Source organism: Maribacter sp. IgM3_T14_3, from assembly GCF_049603095.1.
GTDB lineage: Bacteria > Bacteroidota > Bacteroidia > Flavobacteriales > Flavobacteriaceae > Maribacter.
Window position 1 is genome coordinate 187290 of the sequence record NZ_CP187138.1, and the last position, 24771, is coordinate 212060.

Consider the following 24771-nt stretch of genomic DNA (forward strand, 5'->3'; position numbering starts at 1 on the left):
ATGAAAAGTACAAATAACATATTCAGAGTTCTGTTACTGGTAACAATTTATTGTTTCGGTATATATAGTTCTGCCAATACGTTACCGTTTTCTAGCGAGATTGAAATAAGCGAAAACGGAGCTCAGAAAACGTATTTTTCTGAATTCACTAAGGTTTTATCTCCGCATGCACAGCAATCTGAAATTTCTGTTTCTGATGCTTCCGAAATATCAGTACCTAATTATAAACTACCTTTTACAAGTTTTAATTCTCAAATAATTAGCAGTGAGTTAGGCTTCGTAGCTAGATTTAAACAGTACCAACTGTATGCTAATACTTTATTGATCAGACATAGAAAGTCTGACCTCATCTTCCCTTTTCATAGTTTCTGGTAATCCATTTTTTTAAAGGTTGTCGTTTTGACGATCATATGTAACTATTTGATATGATGTAACTTAAAACATCATACAGAAATCAATATATCATATTTAAAAAATTATAAAATGGAATTAGGAATAGCCGCTATTGGTTTAGCATCTGTTGTAATTTGTGCAATGCCTTTTGTTATTACCAACAAAAGTAGAAAAACGAAAGAAAAACAAATGATGACATCTCTAAACGATGTTGCCAGTAAAAATAATTGTAAAATAACAGAACATGAAATTTTTGGTCACTACGCCATAGGTGTTGATGCACAGAAAAAGTTCGTATTCTTTATTTCAAAAAGCGGAGAAGTTTTAAATCAGCAATACGCCGATTTATCAAAAATTAAAACCTCTGAAATTGGTAATATCGGCAAATCGTATGTTAGAAAAGAGAAAATTACCGAACGCTTAATTTTGACTCTTTTTTCGAAACATGTAAATGAACCGGACACCGTTTTTGAATTCTATAATGCAGATGTTAACTACCAATTAATTGGTGAATTTCAGTCTATAGAAAAATGGAACAAGGAGATTAAGAATTTGCTTAAAAATTAATAGTAAACTTTTTCAAAAATTTAATTCAATTACGAAGCGAATAGTATATCTGATCTAATAAGAGAAGATTTGCTGTTCGCTTTTGTTTTTTAAAACGTGAAAATTTTATTAGCTTGTAAAAGCACTTCATTATGTATTAGAAAATGAAATTATTTGATATAAAGGTTGACCATAGTAAAAATTTGCTTCCGCATGGCGGAACAGTTAATTACTACGGAAAAATACTTTCCCAAGAACAGGCTGAAGGTTATTTAGACAAACTACTTAATAATATTGTTTGGAAGAATGATGAAGCTATTATCTTTGGCAAAAAGATAATTACCAAACGTAAAGTAGCTTGGTATGGCGAAAAACCATTTGAATACACTTACTCTAATACTACAAAACTGGCGTTACCGTGGACGACTGAGTTACTGGAATTAAAAGATAGAATAGAACAAGAAACTGGAGAAACGTTTAACTCGTGCCTGCTAAACTTATACCATAATGGTAGTGAGGGTATGGCTTGGCATAGTGACGGTGAAAAAGACTTAAAAAAGAACGGAGCCATTGCCTCTCTTAGTTTTGGCGATGAACGCAAATTCGCTTTTAAACATAAAGAAACCAAAGAGAAAGTAGAACTGGTTTTAGAACATGGTAGCTTATTGATTATGAAAGATGAAACCCAAACGAATTGGCTACATCGACTGCCTCCAACAACTAAAAGTAAGAATCCTAGAGTAAATTTGACTTTTAGAACTATTATAGAAAAGTAGTTTTGAATAAATAAATACTTAGTTCTTTATCTGCTCATAGTTTTTAATGAGCATTCCTAAACGGTATAAAGCATTATCTATTTCTTCATTCCAAACCAGTCCGTAACTAAGACGAAGACAATTAGTATACTGATCTTGAAGTGTAAAAATCTTTCCAGGAAAAAATCTAATTTAGGACTATCTCATAAAGTGTGTAAATAAAAAAATAGCGGGGGCATGCCCCCGCTATTTTTTTAACTTTAAATTTTCACACCATTATGAAGAAAGAGGAATTATTCAACGATGAGTTCTTAAAACAGTTCAAGACCGGTGACGAGCTGAACGGTTTTCTGAAAGAACTCCAAAAACGTGGTATCGAGAAGATGCTGGAAGGCGAGCTTGACGGCCACCTCGATTATGACAAACATGGAAAGGCCAGGAACGGGAACACACGTAACGGCCATTCGACCAAAAAAGTCCGTACCTCCTTCGGGGAATCAAGGATCGCGGTGCCAAGGGACAGGGATGCCAGTTTCAACCCCATGATCGTGCCCAAGCGCGGTAATATGGTCGACGGTATCGAGAACGTGATCGTATCGCTCTATGCCAAGGGAATGAGCAACAGCGATATCGAAGAGCAGATACGGGAGGTCTACAACTTCGATATCTCCACATCCACCATATCGAGGATAACCGACAAGATCTCCGGGGACATCGTCGCTTGGCAGAACAGGCCATTGGAACCGATATACCTTATCGTCTGGATGGACGGGATCGTGTTCAAGGTACGCGAGAACTCGAAGGTCATCAACAAAACGGTCTATATCGCGGTAGGATTGCGCAGGGACGGTAAGAAAGAGGTCCTTGGGCTTTGGTTGGGCAAGAACGAGTCCGCCGCTTTTTGGATGAGCGTACTGACCGATATACGCGCCCGTGGCACCGAGGACATCCTGATAACCGCAACCGATAATCTGAACGGGTTCACCCAGACCATCAAGAACGTGTTCCCCGAATCCAAGACCCAGATATGTGTGGTGCATCAAATAAGGAATGCCTGTAGGTACGTTGTCTGGAAGGACAAAAAAGCCTTTACAACAGATATGAAACTTATCTACAACGCACCTACACAAGCTGCGGCGAAGGCCGCCCTAAAGGACTTTGCGGACAAATGGGAAGGGAAGTACTCCTATGCCGTCAAAAGCTGGAGGGACAACTGGGACGAGCTTACCGTGTTCTTCGAGTTCCCCATCGAGATCAGGAAAATAATCTATACCACCAACCTTATCGAGAACCTGAACGGCAAGATCAGGAAGTACACCAAGAACAAGCTGTCCTTCCCGACGGACGATGCCGTGATGAAATCCGTATATTTGGCGGTAAGGGAGGCCACCAAAAAGTGGTCGATGCCTGTAAGGAACTGGGGCATAATCCTAAATCAGTTCCTGACGATCTATGAAAAAAGGGTCAGACTTTAGATAAAAGTCCAACCCCTGTTATTTTTAACTTACACAGTTAATGGGATAGTGTCTCTAATTTCTTCACATTCCGCTAACTTATAGAGCACCTCTGTATCTATAGTTGAAGCTAATTCTACCCATAATAAAAACCCTCCCTTTGGTTTGCTTACCCGTGTATCTTTAGGGAAATATGCTACAATAGCTTTTAAAAATTTTAATTTGTTTGCATGTAGTGTTTGCCGTAGCTTTCTTAGATGGTGGTCATACCTTCCTTTTTCTAAAAACAATGCCAATGCTTCTTCGGTAATTGTTGCCGTGGTTGAAGACAAATAAAGTTTTAGTTTCACGATTTCATCGAAGTATTTACCTGGTGCTAGCCATCCTACCCTATAACCAGAAGCAAGAGTTTTAGAAAAAGAGCCGCATAGAATTACAAGACCTGTATCATCATAGGTTTTACAAGTAGTAGGTCTACTTTCGCCATAATAAATATCACCATATATATCATCTTCTATAAGCGGAATGTTATGTTTTTGAATAATTTTCACTAATGCCTTTTTACCATCATCAGACATTGTATTCCCCATGGGGTTATTAAAATTTGATATTATTGCAATTGCTTTAATATCATTCTTATCAATCGCTTTTTCTAAGGCATTCAAGTCTATACCTGTAAGGGGATCTGTTGGTAACTCCAAAACCCTTAGCCTTAATGTCTTTGCAAGTTGTAACAATCCGAAATAAACAGGACTTTCCACCGCAATCGTATCTCCTGGCTTTGTTACGGTCATCAAAGAAAATGATAATGCGCTGGTACAACCAGATGTTATGATTAAATCATTTTCGGTTAGCTTACCTCCCCATAAAATAGACCTTCGCGCTATTTGTCTTCGTAAATTCTCACGTCCTAAAATATCGCCTTGTGCACTGCCACCTAATGGTAACGATATAATTGCCTCATGCATTACTTTGTTTAACTTCGCAATAGGCAACAACTCTTTTGATGGTACACCCAATGAAAAATCAACGCCCTTTTCAATAGAAAGGTTTTGAAAAAAATCAACGATAATCTCTGTTGAACTACTTTTGACAGATGATTGATCCGGATTACTCTTCACAGGATTCTTTGGAATATCCGCTGAGCAAAAAATGACAAAATATCCAGATTTAAGTTTAGGCTCAATTAAATTTTTTGCCTCTAATTGATAATACGCCTGTAGCACAGTACTTATACTAACGCCGTATTCTTGCTGCAATACACGTAATGAAGGTAACTTATCACCTAACTTAAGAACTCCGTCATAAATTTGTTGCTCTATACTGTTAGCGATTTCGATGTATTTATAACTTTTTGTAGGTATTGATTTCAATATGATTTTTTATCTGTACTGGTTAAATTTACAAAATCTGAATCTGTTACGGTATTCATAATTTGGTCAACTTTGAATGCGATAAGTAGTAGCAATTCTGAAAACATATAAAAATGAGCAGTACAAGTTTAGTCCAGAACCAGATGTATAAAGAAGTGGATGAGAAAATCATTTTTGAAAAAGCGTCACAATTCGCAAAAGAATACCTAGAAAGTGTTTTTGAACGAAATGTATATCCAACAGAAAAGGCATTAGCTGACTTAGATAAATTTGATGAATCTATGCCGCAGAATTCGAGCAAAGCCAATGATGTTTTAGATTTTTTAAACCAATACGGTTCTCCGGCAACAGTTACAACAACAGGTGCTAGATATTTCGGCTTTGTTTCTGGTGGTGCTATACCTGTAAGTTTAGCCGCAAAAGTAATATCTACATTTTGGGATCAAGCACCGGCCATGCATGTGCTCTCCCCTATTGGATCAGCACTAGAAACCGTCGTTGAAAAATGGTTAAAAGAGATTTTTAATCTTCCTGAAAGTACTGTTGCAGGTTTTGTAAGTGGCACTTCTACTGCTAATTTCTGCGGATTAGCAGCTGCGCGCTTTAGATTACTATCCAACCTTAATTGGGATATTAACGATAAAGGTTTGTTCAATGCTCCTCAACTACGAATTGTTACTGGTAAACATGCACATTCTACTATTCTAAAAGCAATAGGACTTTTAGGATTTGGTAAAGAAAATATTGAATGGGTAGATGTTGATGATCAAGGTAGATTAGAGCTGAATAATTTACCTCAATTAGATGAAAGAACTATTTTAATTCTACAAGCCGGGAACGTTAATAGTGGCGCTTTTGATAATTTCTCGGAGCTTTGTAAAATTGCAAAAAAAGCAAAATCATGGGTACACATTGATGGTGCTTTTGGTCTGTGGGCTGGTGCCGTAGATAAATTAAAACATTTAACAAAGGGAATTGAAGGAGCCAACTCTTGGGCTGTTGACGGACATAAAACCCTTAACACTCCTTATGATTGTGGCATTGTACTTTGTGAAGATGAAGCTGCAATTAGATCTGCCCTACATATGACCGGAAGCTACATTATAACAGGCGAAAAGCGAGATGGTATGTTCTATACACCAGAGATGTCACGCAGAGCCAGAGTTATTGAGCTATGGGCAACAATGAAATATTTAGGCAAAAATGGTATTGATGAAATGATTTATGAAATGCACCTAAGAGCCAATCAGTTTGCCAATGAAATTAAGATTGTAGACGGATTCTCTGTTCTTAATGACGTTGTTTTTAATCAAGTATTAATTCAATGTGAAACCGATGCACTTACCGATAATGTGCTGAAAAGGGTTCAAGAGTTAAGAGAATGTTGGGCAGGAGGATCCATATGGAAAGGTAAAAAAGTGATTAGAATAAGTATCTGTTCTTGGGCGACAACAGCTTATGATATTACTCGTTCCGTAAACTCTTTCAAACAAGCTTTAAATGAAATATCTAAATAAATCCATGATTCAAATTACCTTAAAAGGAATGTCAGGATAATTAAATCAGTAATATAATTTCATTTAATTTTGCAGCATGGTCAGAAATGTACAGTTGCGGTTAACATTAAAGGAAGAAGGCACACCTAACGGATTAGAAATTCGTACGGCAAAGTATCTGGGACTCGAAGATGGTACCTTTAAAATCAAGGTGCTTCGAAAGTCTATAGACGCTCGTAAGCCTAAAATTTTCTTTAATTACAAACTGGCAATTTATATTAATCAACCTGCCCCTAGCGATACTCTTAATTTTAAATATAAAGATGTATCGAATGCAAAACCAATACATATTATAGGTTTCGGTCCTGCCGGTATGTGGGCTGCATTACGTTGTTTAGAAATGGGTTACAAACCTATAGTTCTTGAACGAGGTTATAATGTAAAGGATCGTAGACGAGATTTGAAAGCCATCAACCAAGACCATCAGGTAAACCCTGAAAGCAATTACTGTTTTGGTGAAGGTGGTGCCGGCACATATTCTGACGGAAAATTGTATACACGAAGTCTTAAACGTGGCGATGTGCGTCGCATATTCGAAAGTTTAGTCTTTCATGGTGCAACAGAACAAATTTTGGTAGATGCGCATCCACATATTGGGACGAATAAGCTTCCTAAAATTGTTCAGAATATTCGTGAAGTAATTCAGCAGCATGGTGGTGAAATACACTTCAATACCAAAGTGACCGATTTCGTTATTAAAGACAATACGCTAAAAGCAATTGTTTTAAATGAGAAAGATGAAATGGCTGTTGAACGAGTGATCCTGGCAACGGGACATTCAGCTCGCGATATATTCGATTTACTTCATAAAAAGAACATTGCACTTGAAGCAAAATCTTTTGCCATGGGTGTGCGTGTAGAACATCCGCAGCATATTATCGATAGTATTCAATATCATTGTTCTGGTGAGCGCAGTGAATTGCTACCTGCGGCTTCTTATAGTTTGGTAGAACAGGTAAAAGAACGTGGCGTGTATTCTTTTTGTATGTGCCCTGGCGGATTCATAGTTCCTGCTGCAACTGCACCTGGTGAGGTTGTTGTGAATGGAATGTCTCCGTCGAAACGAAATAACCTGTATGCAAATTCCGGAATCGTGGTTGAAATAAATGTGGATAAAGACATTGCCAAATACGAGAAATTCGGAGCATTAAAAGGATTAGAATATCAGAAAGATTTAGAGCGATTAGCATTTACCTCTGGTGGACGCTCACAAACCGCGCCCGCACAACGATTAACTGATTTCGTTGAAGGAAACCTTTCTGTAGACCTCAACCCGACTTCATATCAACCGGGATTAAACTCTGCTCCCCTGCACTCCCTATTACCTAAACTTATTGGTGGTAGACTACGTCAAGGTTTTAAAGCATTCGGTGATAAAATGCATGGGTATTACACAGCCGAGGCAAATATTGTGGGTGTAGAATCTAGAACTTCATCACCGGTGAGCATACCTAGAAATGAAAAACTGGAACACCCAGTGATCAAAGGTCTTTTTCCATGTGGTGAAGGTGGTGGTTATGCCGGTGGTATCGTTTCTGCCGCAATGGACGGTGAACGCTGTGCCGAAGCTGCAATGGCGGGACTTTAATTGGTTGTTGGTTGTTGCAAAATAAAAATTTTGCTTAGTTAAATTGTTATTGCCAGTAGTCTTTCCTCTATATTCTATTTTCTCTTTTCCACTTTGTACTTTGTAACTAATACTTAGTACTTAGTAATGCAAACTGTAACTGGCAACTGAAAACTGAAATTTAAGCCATTTTAGCCTTATTCGCTTTAGTTACAAAATTTAAATCTCTTTTAATTCTAGAATTTTTGAATTTATATAATCTAGCTACTTCCGTTTTTGCTTCTAAGTTGATCTCATAAGTGGTTTCAGTAACGATGGTCATTTCAATAGTTTCAACCTTGACTTCTTCAGTAGTGTTTTGTGCTTGAGCAGTGAAGCTTAAAAAGATGATGAAGATTGTTGCGATTATTGTTTTCATGACTTGCGTTTGTTACAATAATAGAACGCCGCAGACCTTGTTTCACTAGGTGGTGAATCGCTGAAAAACCCCTTATACTCGTTACTTGACATAAGTTCGGGTAAAGTGTAAAATCGTATCGATAAACTACACATACCCTAAAATCACCTTACCGATAATTGATGTCGTTAACCGACACATAGCTTAAACTGGAGGATAGAATTTAGGAGATAGTAGATAAAAATTGTCGACCAGAGAATAATCAAGAATACATATTGAAGACATCTAATTAGATTTCTTCGGACTAAACAATTGAGAAATGAAAACTAAAACTGAATACTAAAATTTATGCCATTTTAGGAGCGTTTGGCATTTACTTCAGTTTGAAGAACACAGACCGTACCCGTTAAAATATTGGTAGATTTGTAGGCTTCCCTATAAATAAAAAAGTAGAAAATTCGAATTTACTAACTTTAAATTCAAACTGTCATTATGAAAACAAGCAAGTTTAGCGAGAGTCAAATCATCAAGGCTCTTAAGGAAAATGAACAAGGAAAATCTGTTGGGGATATTTCCAGAGAATTGGGTATTGATAAGAGCACATTTTATTACTGGCGTAAAAAGTACGGTGGTATGGAAAAACAGGAACTCAAACGCCTGAAAGATTTAGAAGCAGAAAATCTGAGACTTAAGCAAATGTATACTGACGTAAGTCTCGATAATAAGATGTTTAAAGATATACTGTCAAAAAAGTTCTAAGACCTTCCGACAAAATAGTCCGAGCAAAATATCTCATCAAGGAATATCTAGTGCCTATCGTACGTGCGTGTAAAGTAGCTAGTCTGACCAGTATGAAATGGTTTAACGGAATGAATTTAAAGTTGTAGAACTCCCAAAAAAAAATGATAAAAACTCTGTGTATATTTAATAAAACAGTTTTCGGTTAGTTTTGACACAGTATAATAGTGTCTTTTGCCTTATTAAAATAGATTAAGGTTGCTATCTTATATTGTTGAATTGTGTGTGTGGACTATAGGGCATAAAAGTTCTAACCCTACATTTAATTCTTTACGCGGTACGTAATTCTTCTATTGGTAATTACATTACACTTACTAACAGTTAAGCTAGTGGTGGCAGAAATATTCAAACCTGGGTCACCCGGCATACCACCGTATTCAACTACATAACCTTGGGAAGCATAAGCACCCCCACCCCCATTGTTTGGTAAATCGTTCCAAGCACCTATTGGCGCTCCACCTCTAATTACAGATGCTGCTGCAATGTGCGCATAGTCTTCTCCATTACTACCAACGTTATTAGGTTCACCACCATTCCAATTGGCGAAAGTTAGTTCTGTACCATTAGAGAGACCTTGCCAGAATTGAGTCCCTGCCTCAGGCCCAGTCACCCAGCGCCATTCACCTTCAACTGCTAAATCTGTTGCCCCTATCCATCCAAAACCACTGGCTTGTGCTCCAGAAAAATCGGCTTCTTCCTGTGTTGTAAGCGTTACCAAATATCCTTGTAATCCAAAATAAGTTCGAGCAGATGCAGCGGCCTCTGCTGCTGTCCAAGAAATACCTGGTGCAGAAACAAATTCGTAATAATGCTGGGTAGAAGGTAAAAAATTAGCCTCACCTACTGTAATTGAAAATTGCCTAATTCCAGATGGAGTTAGGGAACTGCTAGAGAATTCAGTTGCTAAGACCGCAGCTTCAAATTCGGTATATGTTGCAGGACCTTGTAAGGTTAACTCACCTTGCACAATATCCCAACTTGTAGTAATGTTAGGATGAAATCCAGTTAGTGTCAAAATATCCTCGCCATTGATATAACCGTTAGATATTTGTATATAAACGGCAGAAGTACTTGTATCATCTGGATCAGTAATACTTATGGATTGTGCTATGGGCAGTGATGCAGCCGGACAATACAGCTGATTTCCTGTTGCCGACAGTACCGGAGGTAAATCTGTGCCTTGCCCTTTTACAAGACTCGTCATCAAACAACATAAAATACTACAAATGAAAAATTCATACCTCAATAACATTCAACAATAATTTACCATAGTAAAGCTAACCCAATAGACTTCTATGGTCAAAAAAATGTTGTGTAGCGATCCATTTATAACACAAATGGACATTTTAGCATCATTATCCCTTATAAGTCATTACACAAGATGAAAGGTTTTTTCTCAAATCCTTTTAATAATAGCCGTAACTTCGCGCTTTATTAAAAATTATGACATTTAAAGAACTCGGCCTAGCCGAACCAATCCTAAAGGCCTTAGAAGCCGAAGGTTATACTCACCCTACTCCAATTCAAGAACAATCAATTCCTATATTACTTAAAGGCAAAGATCTTTTAGGTGTTGCACAAACAGGTACTGGTAAGACAGCTGCTTTTGGTATTCCAATACTTCATCAATTATATGAAGGTATTAGTTTAAGCCAAAACAAACGAAAGATAAAAGCACTGATTGTTACGCCTACTCGTGAACTTGCCATACAGATTGCCGAAAGCTTTACGGCTTACGGTAAATATACTGGCTTACGTAATACTGTTATTTTTGGCGGTGTAAAACAAGGTAAACAAGTAAATGCACTTAGAGCCGGCGTTGATATTTTAATTGCTACTCCCGGTCGTTTATTAGATTTAATGAACCAAGGTTTTATTTCTTTTAGAGATTTAGAACATGTTGTTTTAGATGAAGCCGACCAAATGCTTGATATGGGTTTCATTCACGATATTAAAAAAATCATAGCAAAATTACCTCCTAAAAGACAATCGCTATTCTTTTCGGCAACTATGCCAAAAGATATTGTTGTTTTATCTCGAAAAATGCTAGGTGATTTTGAGCGTGTTACCATTAAACCTGAACAAGCTACTGCAGAGAAGGTAGAACAAGGTGTTTATTTTGTGAGTAAAGCGAATAAACCAAAATTACTTATTCATTTACTGGAGCAACAGCCAAAAGAATCTGTACTTGTTTTTTCTAGAACAAAGCATGGCGCCAATAAGATTGTAAAGAAATTAGACCAGGCAGGTATTAGATCTGCTGCAATACATGGTAATAAATCGCAAACTGCAAGGCAAAAAGCTTTAGGTGATTTTAAAGATGGTAAACTAAAAGTTCTAGTTGCTACTGATATTGCTGCAAGAGGTATTGATGTTGATGATTTATCCTTAGTGGTAAATTATGACCTACCTAATGTATCTGAAACTTATGTTCACAGAATTGGTAGAACTGGTCGTGCAAATGCTAGTGGTACTGCAATATCATTCTGTGATAAAGAAGAAAGACCTTACTTACGTGATATAGAAAAGCTAATAAATCAAACCGTACCACGTATGCCAGAACATCAGTTTACAGATGAGGATGGTGAAGAAGAGAAAGATGACAGGCCTGCAAGAACTCCTAGAGGTCCTGGAAAATCAGGAAATAAAAATAGACCTGGTGGTAACAACTTTCGAGGAAAGAACAATAGAAATACAAGTAAACCTAAAAAAAGAAATGACTCTAGTAGAAGCGAATAGCTTCTGTTAGAATTTTATTTATACCAACACATCACCTTATGAAAAAGCAAATGGTTATTTATGGCAGCGGTCGCCATACCGTACCATTCTTAAATTATATCGCAAAAGCTACAGGTAAAGAAAAACCGAATATGTGTTTTATACCAACCGCTAGCGGTGAAGATGAACAGTATATTGCTTCTTTCTATGATGTGTGTTCTCAAATAGATGTTACTCCGCATATATTATCTGTCTGGATCAATTCATATGACCAAAAAGAATCCTTCGAGGAAATTATCTCTCGTATGGATGCGATTATAGTTGGCGGCGGAAACACCTTAAATATGCTTGCCATTTGGAAAGCACAGGGCATTGATATTGCTCTTAAAAACGCTTATGATAACGGAGTGGTCATGGGCGGTGGTAGTGCAGGTTCTTTATGTTGGTTTAATGGCGGTACTACAGATTCTAGACCTAAAGAATTAAGCATCGTTGGCGGTATGGCTTTTATTGACAAAAGTCACTGTCCGCATTACAATTCAGAAACTTCACGTAGACCTCTTTATTTTGAAAATATTAAAACAGGTAAACTTTCTAATGGTTACGCTTGTGATGACCGTTCTGCTATTCATTTTATTGAAGGTGAGGTACATACTTCTGTTTCACTGAACGAAGAAAACCATTCGTACTACGTATATTTAAAAGATGGTGAAATTGTTGAAGAATTGATACCGAGTACTATCATATCTTAGGCTCTCTTAGTTCGTACTAATTCTGTTATTTTTTGTTGGATTATTTTTGTAATTATTAAATTATAGTAATAGTAACATGCACCCCTAGCCCCTTACTAAAGGGGAATAGATTCTGCTGACATTTTAAAATATTTAAAGAATTGACATCGTAACCCTAGATTTAAAGGCACTTCTAGTTCAAAATCAAAAACGTAATCCTCCCCTCTATGGAGGGGACCAAGGCGTGGGTAATACGGATGATTAATTAATCTGAAAAATACACCCAAACTCTACAACCCCTTATAAACCTTCAACACATTCTCAATCTTAGCCTCTGTCTCGGCATCAATATTCTGATATTCCGGATTTTCTTTTAACCATTTAACAGTTCTTTTAATGCCTTCTGAGAACGGAATGGTTGCTTTAAAACCAGGTACAAAGGTTTTGATCTTGGTATTATCGAATAAAACACTTTCTGCCTTATCTGCCAATAGAGTTCCTGTAAAAGAAGGTTCTACTTTACAGATAAAGTCAGAAGCAATATGTACTACCTTCGCTTCTTTCCCTAAGGCATCTGCAAGGATTTTATAAATCATATTCCAACTTAAAACCTCATCTGAAGTAATGTGAAAAGCGTGACCGATTGCTGGCTGTAATCCCAATAAACCAACAAATCCTTTTGCAAAATCATCAGAATGGGTAACTGTCCACAGCGATGTTCCATCACCATGTATTATAATTTCTTTACCATCTAAAATTCGCTGTGCCGTATTATATTTATTAAATCCGCCAATGGCGATAGGTATTACCGTATCATACGTTAAGGATGGTCTTACTATGGTAATTGGAAATCCTTCCTCGCGATATGCTTTTTGTAATCGGTCTTCACACTGAATTTTACCTTGAGAATAATCCCACAAATTATTATGTAACGGAGTAGATTCCGTAATCACCGGATAACTCAACGGAGTCTGATAACACGACGCTGAACTTATAAAAATATATTGTTTTGTTTTCCCTCTAAACAATTCAATATCACGCTCAATGTCTTCTGGTGTAAAAGCGATCCAATTAACGACAACATCCCACTCATGCTTTTTAAGTTCTGTAAGTTCTTCTGGTTTATTGATGTCTCCAATAATGGAATGTGCTCCTTCAATCTCAACTTTGGCTTTTCCCCTATTCAGCACATATAAATCCATTCCCTTAGCAACTGCAAGCTTACTACTTGGCGTACTTATATTGCCTGTTCCTCCTATAAATAATACTTTCATTTTTATATTTTATTTACTGAATATCAACTGATTAAAACTATTCACTTTACATATCTGCATAAAATTATAATACGTTTTTAAACAGTTTATAAAAATCAAACATGTCAATAAAATCCTATTCAAAAAAACAGAATTAATTTGATGCATGCAGTCTTAATCTTCTATAGTGTGAAAATACAAAAAGCAATAAAAAATCTAAGGTAAATACTCGTTCATTTCTCTATTTAAGTTGTTCCTTTTTATGCATAATTGTTATCTTCATAACATCATTTCAAACCAAATTCAACACTATGAAGATTATTATTAAAACACTATTTCTCTTACTGTTTACAGTATCTGTAGCTGCACAAGTTTCTTCTAATCTTGAGCTTACCGATATCTTTAACATGGAGTATGTATCTGACCCTCAGATATCACCTGATGGAACCAAAATTATCTATGTTCGAAATTTTAAGGACATTATGACCGACAGAAATTTATCGAACTTATGGATGGTTAATTATGATGGTTCGCAAAACAGACCTTTAACTACCGGTAACCAAAATGACTATTACCCACGTTGGTCGCACGACGGTAAAAAAATCATCTATAAATCGAATCAAACCGATGAGAAGATGAAGTTGTATGTTATGTGGATGGACACCAAAGAAATTGCTCCATTAACCAATACTCCAAAAGCACCCGGTGCCGTTAGTTGGTCTAATGATGACCGCTACTTAGCATTTACTATGTTTGTACCAGAAGCTGAAGAATCTATTGTAAAGCTACCTGCAAAACCTGAAGGTGCGAAATGGAATACCCCACCAACATATATCGATAAATTGAACTATAGAGGTGACGGACAGGGATATATAAAAGGCGGTCATGACCAAATATTCACGTTATCTATTGATGGCGGAACACCAAAACAATTAACGGCAACAAAATTTGACCACGGTGCTCCTGTTTGGTCAAAAAATGACAGGACTTTATATTTCTCGGCAAACTTTAACCCTGATGAGGCTTTTGAGCCTGCAAATAGTGAGGTCTATGCTTTAAATATTGCCACTGCTGAAGTTTCTCCATTAACTACAAGATATGGTCCTGATGGTTCTCCTAAAGTTTCCCCTGATGGTAAAATGATTGCCTACACTGGTAATGATGATAAATTACAAGGTTACGAGATTACAAATCTATATGTAATGAACACTGATGGCAGCAACTCAAAATTACTTTCTGGAGCTTTTGATAGAGATATTGCCAACGCACAATGGGCTAACGATGGCAAAGGGCTATACTTTCAATATGATACCGAAGGTGCTACTAAAATAGGACATATTACGTTAGATGGTAAAGTAACCACTCTTGTTGAAGGGCTTGGCGGATTGTCTTTAGGCAGACCTTATAATGCAGCTGATTTTACGGTTTCTAAAAATTCAAGATTCGCCTATACTTTAGGAAATACCGAACACCCTTCTGATTTAGGAGCTGCCGATAAAAAAGGCTCTAAGCGATTAACTTTTGTAAATGATGATCTTTATTCTTTTAGAGATTTAGGCAAAACCGAAGAGATTTGGTGGGAGTCTTCGTTCGATCAACAAAAAATTCAAGGTTGGGTGGTGACTCCGCCAAATTTTGACCCTAATAAAAAATATCCTTTTATTCTTGAAATCCATGGTGGACCATTTACTAGCTACGGTTCTGTGTATAGTGCAGAAATACAGGCTTATGCTGCTGCTGGTTATGTGGTTCTATATAGCAACCCTAGAGGAAGTACGAGTTACGGAGCGGAATTCGGTAATTTAATTCACCATGATTATCCTAACCATGACTATGATGATTTAATGAGCGGTGTAGATGCTGTTATCGCAAAAGGATATGTTGATACCGACAATCTTTTCGTAACCGGTGGTAGCGGCGGCGGAGTACTGACTGCTTGGATAGTTGGCAAAACAGACCGATTTAAAGCAGCCGTAGTTGCCAAGCCAGTAATTAACTGGACAAGCTTTGTGCTCTATGCTGATGGTGCTGCTTTTTTCTCTAAATATTGGTTCGGTAAAAAACCCTGGGAAGATCCAGAAAATTATTTTAGACGTTCACCGTTAATGTACGTTGCCAATGTAACTACGCCAACCATGTTGCTTACTGGTGAAGAAGATTATAGAACACCAATCGCAGAATCTGAACAATTCTATACCGCATTAAAATTAGAAGGAGTAGAAACGGCTATGGTCCGTATACCTGGCGCCGGGCATGGTATTGCCAATAGACCTAGTAATTTAATTGCTAAAATTGCAAGTGTATTAGCTTGGTTTGAAAAGTATAAAGATGCCGAGTAAACTATAGTCAATAGTGTTACTCGACTAGTATATTAAAAAAATCCCGATTGTATAATACAATCGGGATTTTTCATTCAATACAACTCCTACTTATTTCTTTAAAAAGGAAATCAATATTTCATTCAACTCCTCTGGGTGCGTAATATTGAGTCCGTGAGGAGCTCCTTTAATTACTTCATAGGTGCTGTATTTAATTCCCTCATGAGCTTGTTTTGCGGAAGTTTCTATTGGTACGGTTGCATCAGCATCACCATGCACTATTAATGTTGGTACGGTTACATTTTTTAGCTCAGGTCTAAAATCAGTATGCATCCAAGCTAACGCTGCTTGTATGGTCGCTCTAGGCGATGCAAATGAAGCAATAGTAAAATCGTAGTCTAATTGCGCCTGACTAATTCTTTTACCTTCGTTTTCTTCAAAATTATAGAAGCCTTTACTGAACTCTTTCAAGAAACCTACCCTATCTTTCTGCAAAGCATCAATAATACCATTTAAAGCTTCCTCCGGTACGCCCGCTGGGTTATCTGGTTTTTGTTTTACTAGTGGAATAATAGAACTAATCAATGCTGCTTTTGCTATTCTACTAGAACCGTAATCAGTTAAATAACGAACCACTTCTCCGCCTCCCATTGAAAATCCGACAATAACGGCATCCTTTAAATCTAATTCTTCAATGATTGCATTTAAATCACTCGCCAAGGCTGAATAATCATAAGCATCCCATGGTGAAGATGATGTTCCAAATCCTCTACGGTCATACGAAATACAGCGATAGCCTTCCTCTACTATCTTCCATACTTGTTGCTCCCAAGACTTACGACTTAATGGCCATCCGTGAATTAAAATCACCGGTTGTCCGCTTCCGTAATCTTCGTAAAATATATCTACTTGTTCTTTTGCTTTTGTATTTGTTATAAAGGGCATATTCTCGTTTTTAAATTCTTACACAAGTTAATCAGTATCTCAATAATTATGTAACACGAAACATTAAATAATTGTTTCTAAAAGCATTTGTTCAAAACGGTTATATTTACAAAGAAAACCAGACCACATGTTTATACCTGAGCACTATAAAAATAATGACATTGAAGAGATTCACGACTTTTTAAAAAACAATAGTTTCGGTATACTAATCAATACTATTGAAGGGAAACCCTGGGGTACCCACATTCCGCTAGAACTAGCAAAGAATTCAGACGATAAAGACATCTTGGTCGGTCATATTGCCAAAGCGAATTTACAGAGTAAAAATTTGGTCGATGGAGATGAAGTGTTGTGTATTTTTAATGGTCCGCATAGCTATATTTCATCATCATGGTATCAGCAAGAAGAGGTGCCTACGTGGAACTACATTGCTGTTCATGTATATGGTACTGTAAAAATTCAAAATTCAGAAGAGTTGCTTACCTCTTTACATGCACTTGTAAATAAATACGAGCAAAAATCTGAACAGCCTATCTCATTAGATAATATGTCTAAAAAAACCATGAGTCAAGTTAATGGTATTATAGGGTTTGAAATTTTAGTTGACGATATACAGGCTGTAAACAAACTTTCGCAAGGCAGAAATCATGATCACCCTAAAATAATTTCTGAACTTGAAAAACAAGGCGCTCCTGAAAAAGCGGTTGCAGATGAGATGAAAAAACGAATGACTTAATTGTTTCTCATATCAGTTAAAATAAATTTGGTTAGAGTGGTTGCATTACCTTCTTTACCCCTAATTTTAATCGCATTAGCATACCAAATAAACACTTGATATTATGAGCGAATTAAAATCCATTTTTGAATTCAATAAAAAATCCAACATCAAACAATGGCATATTGTCAACGATGATGTTATGGGCGGTCTGTCGATGGGGCTTATGCAAATTAACCTTGCTGGCAATGGGGTTTTCAGCGGCCATGTTTCTTTAGCTAATAATGGCGGATTTTGCCTTGTTAGACATGATGTAGAACGCATACCCGTAGATAAGTATTCGTCTTTTGTATTACGCATTAAAGGTGATGGAAAAAAATATGCTTTCCGCTGTAAATCTGGTGAGCATCAAAGACATACCTATAGCTATGATTTTAAGGCTGGTAAAGAATGGCAAACTATAGAAATTCCCTTTAAAGAAATGGAAGCTGTTTTTAGAGGCGAAGAATTAAAACTACCGAACTATCATGGCGATTACCTGGCTCAAATCGCGATTATTATTAAGAATGGTATTGAAGAAGACTTTACGCTTGAAATTGAAAGCATTCATATAAAATGAAAAAGAGCCATACGAATATGGCTCTTGTGTTAATGATGTTTACATCTTAGCTATTTTTCAAGGACTTCATGTCAATTACAAATCTATATTTTACATCAGATTTTTGTAATCTATCATAAGCTTCGTTTATATTCTGAATATCGATCATTTCAATATCAGAAACCACATTGTTCTCACCACAGAAATCTAACATTTCTTGTGTTTCTTTTAATCCGCCAATAAGAGAACCTGCAATACTTTTTCTACCCATAATTAAACTACCACCATGTAATGGGTCTAAAGGCTCTACCGCCCCAACAATAACCATCGTAGCATCTCTTTTCAATAATGCCGCATACGGATTCATATCATGCCCAACGGGAATTGTATTCAATAAAAAATCGAATGAGTTTGCGTGCTCTTTCATCTGCGCTTCATCTTTAGAGATTAAAACAGCATCTGCTCCCAGCTTTTTAGCATCTTCACTTTTAGACGGAGATGTAGTAATCATAACCGTATGTGCGCCCATGGCATGTGCAAACTTAATACCCATATGACCTAAACCACCTAAACCGATCACACCTACTTTATCACCTTTTTTAACACCCCAATGTGCTAATGGAGAATAGGTAGTTATACCTGCACAAAGTAATGGTGCTGCCGCTTTAGGATCTAAATTTTCTGGTACCTTTAATACAAACTCTTTATTTACGGTTACACTTTCAGAGTAACCACCGAAAGTATGACCACCTAAATGTTTGTCTTTACTGTTATAAGTCCACGTAGCTCCGTTTTCACAAAATTGCTCTAAGTTATCTTCGCATGCGCTACATGATTTACATGAGTCTACCAAACAACCTACACCCACCAAATCACCTACTTTAAACTTCGTTACCCCAGCACCAACTTCTAAAACCTTACCGATAATTTCATGGCCTGGAACTACTGGGTATACAGAATTTTTCCAATCATTTTGTACTTGGTGTAAATCGCTGTGACATACGCCGCAATACATAATATCAATCTTTACATCATCTTTTAATGTTTCTCTTCTTTCTATTTCTAACGGCTTCAAATTCGCATCTTTATTATCTGCCGCGTATGCTTTAATCTTAGTCATAATTATATCTTTTTCGAAATCAAAGGTACACTTAAGCTACCTAAATTATTAACTCAAAAGAGCATTTATCCATCTTAAAAAAAACATCTAAAAGTTAAGTTTGTTACATCAAAATTAAATGGAAAGACACTCCCCAATTGATTTTATTTTTAATGTTCTTGAGATAGAAAACTGATAATTGTCATATCCGAATTCATTTATTTTTTTTAAGTTTAAAAAACCAACCACCACTATTATGGACCAACAACTACCACATTTAAAAAAGTTAATTATCCCTTTTAGGATAGATGCATTGATGCCTAATATTCTAATACTTGTACCTAGAGTAATTACCGGATACTTACTTGCCTTTGTTTTTGCCATCAATAAATTCGGAACTCCATGGACTCCGACATCCTCAGGACTCGGATTTTTAGAGGTAGCTGATTGGTTTGTTGAATTGGTCAAACAATTTGGTATACCATTTACCTATATGCCTGAATTCTTTGCTTGGTCTGCTGGGTTTACAGAGGCTCTAGGTGGAATTTTACTGCTTTTAGGATTAAATACGAGAATAACGGCCTTCTTTGTTACCATAACTATGTTTACTACCATAGTATGCAGACCCTGGGATAATTCTTGGAGTATAATGCCCACGTTTACATTTTTCTGTTTAGGATTGTTCTTTATGGGATTTGGGTCGGGTAAATTCGGCCTTGATTATTTTATTTCCAAAAGAAGGTAGTATCGATTTATCTTTATTAAAAAGTAAACTTTCTTTTATTATTACTCAACCTTTACAATTCAGTAACGCATTTCTACAATTGAGTTAGTTCCTTTTTCTAAAAGCATATTCATAAGGCATCTTTGAAGTATCAATTAATCTTTAAAACCTTATAAAATGAAAAAGTTACTATTTACAATTTCCGTATTCGCAATGACCATTACTATGAATGCTCAAGAGAAAGAAGGTATTACATTAACTGTTGTTATTGAAAATGTACTGAATGATGAAGGGCACGTATTAAGTGCATTACATAACGAAGCCACATTTATGAAAGCTGAAGGACTGGAAACAAGTCATGATAAAGCTAAAGCTGGCGAGTTAATATTAACTTTTGAAAACATAAAACCTGGTGATTACGCATTTTCGGTCCTACATGATGCGAATGATAATAATTCGATGGATTTTGAAGCTAACGGAATGCCAAAAGAAGATTATGCGATGAGCGGGAGCTCTTTGCCGATGGGTCCACCAACATTTAGCGATGCAAAGTTCACAGTAGAGAAAGAAGATTTGCAATTGACCCTTCGATTTTAATGGTTAATTAACTTCTGAACAAGCATTGTCAATAGGTTATAACAATGGTTTTTAGTAATTTTATAGCCTTATACTATATACATGACCATTACCCAATTACAATATGTGCTTGCTGTTGCTGAATACAAAAATTTTACACTCGCTGCCGAGAAGAGTTTTGTAACGCAACCAACGTTGAGCATGCAAGTTCAAAAGCTTGAAGATGAATTAGATATACTTCTTTTTGATCGAAGCAAAAAACCAATTACCATTACCGAAGTCGGTAAAAAAATTGTAGCTCAAGCAAAGAATATTGTAAACGAGGCGGCACGTATTAAAGATATCGTAGAGCAAGAAAAAGGATATATAGGTGGGGATTATGTTTTGGGTATCATCCCTACCATAATGCCCACTTTATTACCGATGTTTTTGAAAAATTTTATTCAGAAATATCCGGAAGTAAATCTGATTATTAAAGAACAGAATACAGAGAGTTTAATCAAGAATATTGAAGACGGTCACATCGATGCCGCTATTGCCGCAACACCATTAGATGTAGAATTTATAACGGAAAGACCTTTGTATTACGAACCGTTTGTTGGTTACATACCTAAAGAGCACCGTTTAGGAAATAGTACCCAGATTACGCCCGATGATTTAGATATTGAAGATATTTTACTGTTACAAGACGGACACTGTTTTAGAGAAGGTGTTCTAAATCTTTGTAAAACACCGAAAATTGGTGGCGAACATTTTAGCTTACAAAGCGGTAGTTTTGAAACACTCATCAATCTTTCTAACGAAGGCTTAGGTATGACGCTTCTACCCTATTTAAATACGCTGGAACTTGACGATGTAAAGAAGAAAAACTTGAAGTACTTTAAAGAACCTTCGCCTGCACGCGAAGTAAGTCTTATTTACCACAAAAAAGAACTAAAAGTACAGATTACAGAGGCTTTAAGAGATGTCATTACAGGTATTGTTCGAGGAGCAATCGCTTTTCAAGATGTAAAAATTATAAGTCCGCTGAATAAATAATCGCTATTCTTTATCAAATCGGTACGAACACCCTTCTATACATATAAAAGGGTACGATGGTGATAAGGTTAATCTTGATTTACTTTCATTGAAATCTGCCCAATACCCTAAAGTATCTTTTTCTCCCTCGGTAGTAAAATATAGATATAGCTCCTCTTTTTTAATTTCATAAGATCCTGTATCGAGTAGACTTCTATTGAAATCGGTTCTTTCATAACTACCGAATTCATCGAAGAAATAGCGATAGCCTTCGTATAAGTTTTCCACTCTGTGGCACCACCGGGGCTCACATATGATTCGGTTAACAACCACTCGCCTACCAAACTAGTATCGTCAACAGGTGTGTCATCAAATGGTGTATCATCATTTTGACATTGCATTAAGAACAACAAAAATATCGCAACAGTACATTTAATAGCCATGGTGTGTTTTAATATAAGATGCACAAAAAGCTATTGGTTGCTTCCAAAAAAAAAGAGCCACTTAACGTGGCTCTCTATTATGCTTTTAAATACACTAAACTTTGATGTAATTCTGGTTTATCAGTTATAAAACTTTCTAACCAGATTTTTAACTCTTCCACCTCATCAGGTAGCAACGTCGTTAAGGCTTTCTTCAACTCTTTACAAAATAGTAAGGTATCAAAACTAACCTTTTTAAGCACTGTTTTACTATACTCTAGCATTGACTTAGACATGTTGTTAAATTAATAGGTTTGTTGTTGTATAAAGGTAAACAGAAATGCAGTTGTAATATTGTATAAAAAAAGTTAAAGTAATTACCTACATGTTAAATTTTTATCGCATTCGTAAGTATGCAATTTTGTAATTTCGAATTCATGAAGAATTTTCTTTTTTTAGCAATTACTTTTTTGCTACTATCTGCCTGTAGTTCAAAGAAATCTTTGATCTCTAAATCATTTGACGAACAGTTATCATCGACGTTTTATAAAAATCAGTTCACTGGTGTTTTGGTTATCGACGCTGCTACGAAAGACACCGTATATAATTATAACAGTCATAAGTATTTTATACCTGCTAGTAACACCAAGATTTTTACACTTTTCGCAGCGCTTAAAACGCTACCTGCTCAGATACCAACTTTAAAATATATCGAAACAAATGATACCCTATATTTTGAAGGTACGGGTGACCCTTCGTTTTTGCATCCTTATATAAAAGACTCGACGGCTTTAATTTTTCTTAAAAATCATAGTAATCTAGTATTTGTATCAAACAACTTTCAAGATGAAAAGTACGGATTGGGTTGGGCTTGGGACGATTACCAATGGTACTATTCTGCAGAGAAAAGTGCGCTACCTGTTAATGGTAATGTAGTGATGACGTATAAGAATCCGGAGCTCATTATATCTCCTTCCTATTTCAAGGATAGCGTTTTAGAATTGACCCATACGAACAATAGAAACGAAAGTTCGAATAGGTTCTATTATCCTCCAACAAAAAAGGATACGTTAGAAACGCCGTTTATCACAAGTGACCAGACTACAAGGTCTATTTTAGAAAATTTACTTTCCAAAAAAATTGGTACTGTTTCGACAATGCCTTTGGGCGAAAAACGAACACTATACGGTAGTATTGCCGATTCGCTTTACGTGCGTATGATGCACGAAAGCGATAATTTTATTGCCGAACAACTTTTGCTCGTAGCATCGGGAGTCCTTACTGATACCTTGAACGGGAAACTAACTAGAGATTATATCTTAGAAAACGAATTGAAAAATTTAAAACAAGAACCTAGATGGGTCGATGGATCAGGACTCTCGCGATACAATTTGTTTACTCCGCAGAACATGGTCTCGGTTTTAGACCGACTATATACGTTGGTACCTAAAGAACGTTTATTTTCTATTTTCCCTGCCGGGGGTTTATCGGGTACTTTAAAAAATAGGTTTGCAGTAGATGAGAATCCTTATATCTATGCAAAATCTGGTAGCTTGAGTAATAACTACTGCCTTAGCGGATATTTGATAGCAAAATCAGGTAAAGTATTTATTTTCAGTTTTATGAACAACCACTTTAAACAATCTACATCAGAAGAACGAAATAGACTTGAACTAATGCTTCAAACACTTAGAGATACGTATTAACTATTGAACTTTCGCTGACACATGATTAGCGTATTTCTCTTTCAACATTTTAATTTTAGGGGATATATGTGTTCTACAAAAAGGCTTCTCGATATCTTTAAAATAGTAATTATAGAAACGTTCTTCGGAGGATTTAAATGCCCCAAATGGAATAATAGCTGTTATTAACGGTGCCTCAAAATCTTGCTGTAAATCATTCAAAATTCCTTTTAACACATGAAATTCATCCTGTTTAAAGAAATAAATTCCTGAACGGTACTTATTTCGCATAGAATGATTCTCGGTACTTCTATGTGTGTCTAAATGAATAGCTACCAAATCTCTCAACTCTATAACTGCAGCATTATAGTGCACAATTACAGCCTCAGAAAAATCTGATTTATTTTCTTTTGGGGCAATAAAACCTTGTTCCACTTTCTCGACACCGTTAAGTGACATAAACACAGCTTCAGTACACCAATGACAACCACCTCCGAATCCGACTTTAAAAATATTATCCATATTAGAAGAGTCGGTTATCAAACTTTAAACTAACGAATTCAACTTTGCATGTTGCAGTAACATAATGGTTTTGGCATCTTTGATTTCACCGCTAGTTACCATCTTCATGGCTTCATTAAAATCTAGCTCCAATACCTCAATATTTTCGGTTTCATCATCTGCACCACCGCCATCACTGACTTTCATACTTTCATCATACTCGCCCACAAACAGATATAGTATCTCGGTTACCGAACCCGGCGACATGTAGGTCTGAAACACCTTTTGTACATTTTTAATTTTATACCCTGTTTCTTCTTCAGTTTCTTTACGCACACAATCGGCAGGGTTATCGCCATCTAAAAGTCCCGCACAGACCTCAATCATCATTCCGTCTTCATTACCGTTCACATATGTTGGCATTCGAAATTGTCTGGTAAGTACAACAGTCTTTTTTTTAGAGTTATACAATAAAATGGCAGCACCATTACCTCTATCGTAAGCTTCACGATTTTGAGTTTCCCAAGTGCCATCAGGTTTTTGATACTTATAAGTGTATTTATTGAGTGTATACCAATTATCTGATAGTAGCTTCTTTTCTACATCTTTTATGCTTCCGTTTTTCAATTA

Annotated in this window: 26 protein-coding genes; 16 read left to right on the forward strand and 10 right to left on the reverse strand. The window is 36.4% G+C overall.

The features are described 5' to 3' along the window. The 4 genes from ACPF9A_RS00870 to ACPF9A_RS00885 all read left to right on the forward strand — a co-directional run bounded on the left by ACPF9A_RS00870 (position 1) and on the right by ACPF9A_RS00885 (position 3169). Entirely contained in the window at positions 1-375 is a 375-nt protein-coding gene (locus ACPF9A_RS00870; RefSeq protein ID WP_424000776.1) for a hypothetical protein, read from the forward strand. Between the two features lie 108 nt (positions 376-483). Continuing rightward, positions 484-960, forward strand: coding sequence for a hypothetical protein (locus ACPF9A_RS00875; protein WP_424000778.1), 477 nt, complete (start codon positions 484-486; stop codon positions 958-960). 143 nt (positions 961-1103) lie between these two features. Beyond that, a complete protein-coding gene (locus tag ACPF9A_RS00880; RefSeq protein ID WP_424000780.1) occupies positions 1104-1715 on the forward strand; it encodes an alpha-ketoglutarate-dependent dioxygenase AlkB family protein in 612 nt (203 codons plus the stop codon). 257 nt (positions 1716-1972) lie between these two features. Next, positions 1973-3169 (forward strand): IS256 family transposase, encoded by a 1197-nt coding sequence (locus tag ACPF9A_RS00885; RefSeq protein ID WP_423997793.1) that lies wholly within the window; start codon positions 1973-1975, stop codon positions 3167-3169. A 29-nt stretch (positions 3170-3198) separates the two neighbouring features. Here ACPF9A_RS00885 and ACPF9A_RS00890 read toward each other — a convergent pair whose 3' ends face one another. Next, complete coding sequence (locus tag ACPF9A_RS00890; protein WP_424000782.1) at positions 3199-4521, reverse strand: PLP-dependent aminotransferase family protein; 1323 nt, start codon at positions 4519-4521, stop codon at positions 3199-3201. Between the two features lie 113 nt (positions 4522-4634). Between ACPF9A_RS00890 and ACPF9A_RS00895 the strand changes: the two genes are divergently transcribed. After that, a complete protein-coding gene (locus ACPF9A_RS00895) occupies positions 4635-6038 on the forward strand; it encodes a pyridoxal phosphate-dependent decarboxylase family protein (protein ID WP_424000784.1) in 1404 nt (467 codons plus the stop codon). Positions 6039-6114: 76 nt separating this feature from the next. After that, the gene (locus ACPF9A_RS00900) at positions 6115-7665 is read left to right on the forward strand and encodes an NAD(P)/FAD-dependent oxidoreductase (RefSeq protein ID WP_424000786.1); all 1551 of its coding nucleotides are present in this window, start codon (positions 6115-6117) and stop codon (positions 7663-7665) included. Positions 7666-7825: 160 nt separating this feature from the next. Here ACPF9A_RS00900 and ACPF9A_RS00905 read toward each other — a convergent pair whose 3' ends face one another. After that, entirely contained in the window at positions 7826-8062 is a 237-nt protein-coding gene (locus ACPF9A_RS00905; RefSeq protein ID WP_424000788.1) for a hypothetical protein, read from the reverse strand. A gap of 471 nt (positions 8063-8533) precedes the next feature. On the opposite strand from ACPF9A_RS00905, the gene ACPF9A_RS00910 reads away from it, so the two are divergent. Continuing rightward, positions 8534-8800, forward strand: coding sequence for a transposase (locus ACPF9A_RS00910; RefSeq protein WP_424000790.1), 267 nt, complete (start codon positions 8534-8536; stop codon positions 8798-8800). A gap of 301 nt (positions 8801-9101) precedes the next feature. Here ACPF9A_RS00910 and ACPF9A_RS00915 read toward each other — a convergent pair whose 3' ends face one another. After that, on the reverse strand, positions 9102-10043 hold the full coding sequence (locus tag ACPF9A_RS00915; RefSeq protein ID WP_424000792.1) for a C-type lectin domain-containing protein: 942 nt from the start codon (positions 10041-10043) through the stop codon (positions 9102-9104). A gap of 239 nt (positions 10044-10282) precedes the next feature. Between ACPF9A_RS00915 and ACPF9A_RS00920 the strand changes: the two genes are divergently transcribed. Together ACPF9A_RS00920 and ACPF9A_RS00925 are read left to right on the forward strand one after the other, a co-directional pair. After that, a complete protein-coding gene (locus ACPF9A_RS00920; RefSeq protein WP_424000794.1) occupies positions 10283-11578 on the forward strand; it encodes a DEAD/DEAH box helicase in 1296 nt (431 codons plus the stop codon). A 38-nt stretch (positions 11579-11616) separates the two neighbouring features. Next, the gene (locus ACPF9A_RS00925; protein WP_424000796.1) at positions 11617-12309 is read left to right on the forward strand and encodes a Type 1 glutamine amidotransferase-like domain-containing protein; all 693 of its coding nucleotides are present in this window, start codon (positions 11617-11619) and stop codon (positions 12307-12309) included. 269 nt (positions 12310-12578) lie between these two features. Here ACPF9A_RS00925 and ACPF9A_RS00930 read toward each other — a convergent pair whose 3' ends face one another. Further along, a complete protein-coding gene (locus ACPF9A_RS00930; RefSeq protein ID WP_424000798.1) occupies positions 12579-13562 on the reverse strand; it encodes an SDR family oxidoreductase in 984 nt (327 codons plus the stop codon). Between the two features lie 290 nt (positions 13563-13852). Between ACPF9A_RS00930 and ACPF9A_RS00935 the strand changes: the two genes are divergently transcribed. After that, complete coding sequence (locus ACPF9A_RS00935) at positions 13853-15880, forward strand: S9 family peptidase (RefSeq protein ID WP_424000800.1); 2028 nt, start codon at positions 13853-13855, stop codon at positions 15878-15880. 90 nt (positions 15881-15970) lie between these two features. Here ACPF9A_RS00935 and ACPF9A_RS00940 read toward each other — a convergent pair whose 3' ends face one another. Beyond that, positions 15971-16804: an alpha/beta fold hydrolase gene (locus tag ACPF9A_RS00940; RefSeq protein ID WP_424000802.1), complete on the reverse strand. Its 834-nt coding sequence runs from the start codon at positions 16802-16804 to the stop codon at positions 15971-15973. Positions 16805-16931: 127 nt separating this feature from the next. Here ACPF9A_RS00940 and ACPF9A_RS00945 point away from each other — a divergent pair, with 127 nt between their 5' ends. Continuing rightward, entirely contained in the window at positions 16932-17540 is a 609-nt protein-coding gene (locus ACPF9A_RS00945) for an FMN-binding negative transcriptional regulator (RefSeq protein ID WP_424000804.1), read from the forward strand. A 103-nt stretch (positions 17541-17643) separates the two neighbouring features. Then, positions 17644-18138: a CIA30 family protein gene (locus ACPF9A_RS00950; RefSeq protein ID WP_424000806.1), complete on the forward strand. Its 495-nt coding sequence runs from the start codon at positions 17644-17646 to the stop codon at positions 18136-18138. Between the two features lie 46 nt (positions 18139-18184). Here ACPF9A_RS00950 and ACPF9A_RS00955 read toward each other — a convergent pair whose 3' ends face one another. After that, a complete protein-coding gene (locus ACPF9A_RS00955; RefSeq protein WP_424000808.1) occupies positions 18185-19237 on the reverse strand; it encodes an NAD(P)-dependent alcohol dehydrogenase in 1053 nt (350 codons plus the stop codon). 235 nt (positions 19238-19472) lie between these two features. Here ACPF9A_RS00955 and ACPF9A_RS00960 point away from each other — a divergent pair, with 235 nt between their 5' ends. From ACPF9A_RS00960 to ACPF9A_RS00970, 3 genes are all read left to right on the forward strand, one after another. Next, a complete protein-coding gene (locus tag ACPF9A_RS00960; RefSeq protein ID WP_424000810.1) occupies positions 19473-19961 on the forward strand; it encodes a DoxX family protein in 489 nt (162 codons plus the stop codon). Between the two features lie 156 nt (positions 19962-20117). Continuing rightward, entirely contained in the window at positions 20118-20537 is a 420-nt protein-coding gene (locus ACPF9A_RS00965; protein WP_424000812.1) for a DUF2141 domain-containing protein, read from the forward strand. Between the two features lie 81 nt (positions 20538-20618). Continuing rightward, positions 20619-21554 (forward strand): LysR substrate-binding domain-containing protein, encoded by a 936-nt coding sequence (locus tag ACPF9A_RS00970; protein ID WP_424000814.1) that lies wholly within the window; start codon positions 20619-20621, stop codon positions 21552-21554. 3 nt (positions 21555-21557) lie between these two features. On the opposite strand, the gene ACPF9A_RS00975 is transcribed toward ACPF9A_RS00970, so the two are convergent. Then, a complete protein-coding gene (locus ACPF9A_RS00975) occupies positions 21558-21821 on the reverse strand; it encodes a hypothetical protein (protein WP_424000816.1) in 264 nt (87 codons plus the stop codon). 232 nt (positions 21822-22053) lie between these two features. Beyond that, positions 22054-22251 (reverse strand): hypothetical protein, encoded by a 198-nt coding sequence (locus ACPF9A_RS00980; RefSeq protein WP_424000817.1) that lies wholly within the window; start codon positions 22249-22251, stop codon positions 22054-22056. Between the two features lie 141 nt (positions 22252-22392). Here ACPF9A_RS00980 and ACPF9A_RS00985 point away from each other — a divergent pair, with 141 nt between their 5' ends. Next, a complete protein-coding gene (locus ACPF9A_RS00985) occupies positions 22393-23661 on the forward strand; it encodes a D-alanyl-D-alanine carboxypeptidase/D-alanyl-D-alanine-endopeptidase (RefSeq protein WP_424000819.1) in 1269 nt (422 codons plus the stop codon). Here ACPF9A_RS00985 and ACPF9A_RS00990 read toward each other — a convergent pair whose 3' ends face one another. Together ACPF9A_RS00990 and nudK are read right to left on the reverse strand one after the other, a co-directional pair. Then, positions 23662-24162: a peptide-methionine (S)-S-oxide reductase gene (locus ACPF9A_RS00990; RefSeq protein ID WP_424000821.1), complete on the reverse strand. Its 501-nt coding sequence runs from the start codon at positions 24160-24162 to the stop codon at positions 23662-23664. It abuts the gene before it with no gap. Between the two features lie 24 nt (positions 24163-24186). Beyond that, a complete protein-coding gene (gene nudK / locus ACPF9A_RS00995; protein ID WP_424000823.1) occupies positions 24187-24768 on the reverse strand; it encodes a GDP-mannose pyrophosphatase NudK in 582 nt (193 codons plus the stop codon). Between the last annotated feature and the right edge of the window lie 3 nt (positions 24769-24771).

Bases quoted from the DNA above. Each gene is read 5' to 3' on its own strand.
- ACPF9A_RS00870 (WP_424000776.1), top strand. From the start codon at position 1: ATGAAAAGTACAAATAACATATTCAGAGTTCTGTTACTGGTAACAATT.
- ACPF9A_RS00875 (WP_424000778.1), top strand. From the start codon at position 484: ATGGAATTAGGAATAGCCGCTATTGGTTTAGCATCTGTTGTAATTTGT.
- ACPF9A_RS00880 (WP_424000780.1), top strand. From the start codon at position 1,104: ATGAAATTATTTGATATAAAGGTTGACCATAGTAAAAATTTGCTTCCG.
- ACPF9A_RS00885 (WP_423997793.1), top strand. From the start codon at position 1,973: ATGAAGAAAGAGGAATTATTCAACGATGAGTTCTTAAAACAGTTCAAG.
- ACPF9A_RS00895 (WP_424000784.1), top strand. From the start codon at position 4,635: ATGAGCAGTACAAGTTTAGTCCAGAACCAGATGTATAAAGAAGTGGAT.
- ACPF9A_RS00900 (WP_424000786.1), top strand. From the start codon at position 6,115: ATGGTCAGAAATGTACAGTTGCGGTTAACATTAAAGGAAGAAGGCACA.
- ACPF9A_RS00905 (WP_424000788.1), bottom strand. From the start codon at position 8,062: ATGAAAACAATAATCGCAACAATCTTCATCATCTTTTTAAGCTTCACT.
- ACPF9A_RS00910 (WP_424000790.1), top strand. From the start codon at position 8,534: ATGAAAACAAGCAAGTTTAGCGAGAGTCAAATCATCAAGGCTCTTAAG.
- ACPF9A_RS00915 (WP_424000792.1), bottom strand. From the start codon at position 10,043: ATGACGAGTCTTGTAAAAGGGCAAGGCACAGATTTACCTCCGGTACTG.
- ACPF9A_RS00920 (WP_424000794.1), top strand. From the start codon at position 10,283: ATGACATTTAAAGAACTCGGCCTAGCCGAACCAATCCTAAAGGCCTTA.
- ACPF9A_RS00925 (WP_424000796.1), top strand. From the start codon at position 11,617: ATGAAAAAGCAAATGGTTATTTATGGCAGCGGTCGCCATACCGTACCA.
- ACPF9A_RS00930 (WP_424000798.1), bottom strand. From the start codon at position 13,562: ATGAAAGTATTATTTATAGGAGGAACAGGCAATATAAGTACGCCAAGT.
- ACPF9A_RS00935 (WP_424000800.1), top strand. From the start codon at position 13,853: ATGAAGATTATTATTAAAACACTATTTCTCTTACTGTTTACAGTATCT.
- ACPF9A_RS00940 (WP_424000802.1), bottom strand. From the start codon at position 16,804: ATGCCCTTTATAACAAATACAAAAGCAAAAGAACAAGTAGATATATTT.
- ACPF9A_RS00945 (WP_424000804.1), top strand. From the start codon at position 16,932: ATGTTTATACCTGAGCACTATAAAAATAATGACATTGAAGAGATTCAC.
- ACPF9A_RS00950 (WP_424000806.1), top strand. From the start codon at position 17,644: ATGAGCGAATTAAAATCCATTTTTGAATTCAATAAAAAATCCAACATC.
- ACPF9A_RS00955 (WP_424000808.1), bottom strand. From the start codon at position 19,237: ATGACTAAGATTAAAGCATACGCGGCAGATAATAAAGATGCGAATTTG.
- ACPF9A_RS00960 (WP_424000810.1), top strand. From the start codon at position 19,473: ATGGACCAACAACTACCACATTTAAAAAAGTTAATTATCCCTTTTAGG.
- ACPF9A_RS00965 (WP_424000812.1), top strand. From the start codon at position 20,118: ATGAAAAAGTTACTATTTACAATTTCCGTATTCGCAATGACCATTACT.
- ACPF9A_RS00970 (WP_424000814.1), top strand. From the start codon at position 20,619: ATGACCATTACCCAATTACAATATGTGCTTGCTGTTGCTGAATACAAA.
- ACPF9A_RS00980 (WP_424000817.1), bottom strand. From the start codon at position 22,251: ATGTCTAAGTCAATGCTAGAGTATAGTAAAACAGTGCTTAAAAAGGTT.
- ACPF9A_RS00985 (WP_424000819.1), top strand. From the start codon at position 22,393: ATGAAGAATTTTCTTTTTTTAGCAATTACTTTTTTGCTACTATCTGCC.
- ACPF9A_RS00990 (WP_424000821.1), bottom strand. From the start codon at position 24,162: ATGGATAATATTTTTAAAGTCGGATTCGGAGGTGGTTGTCATTGGTGT.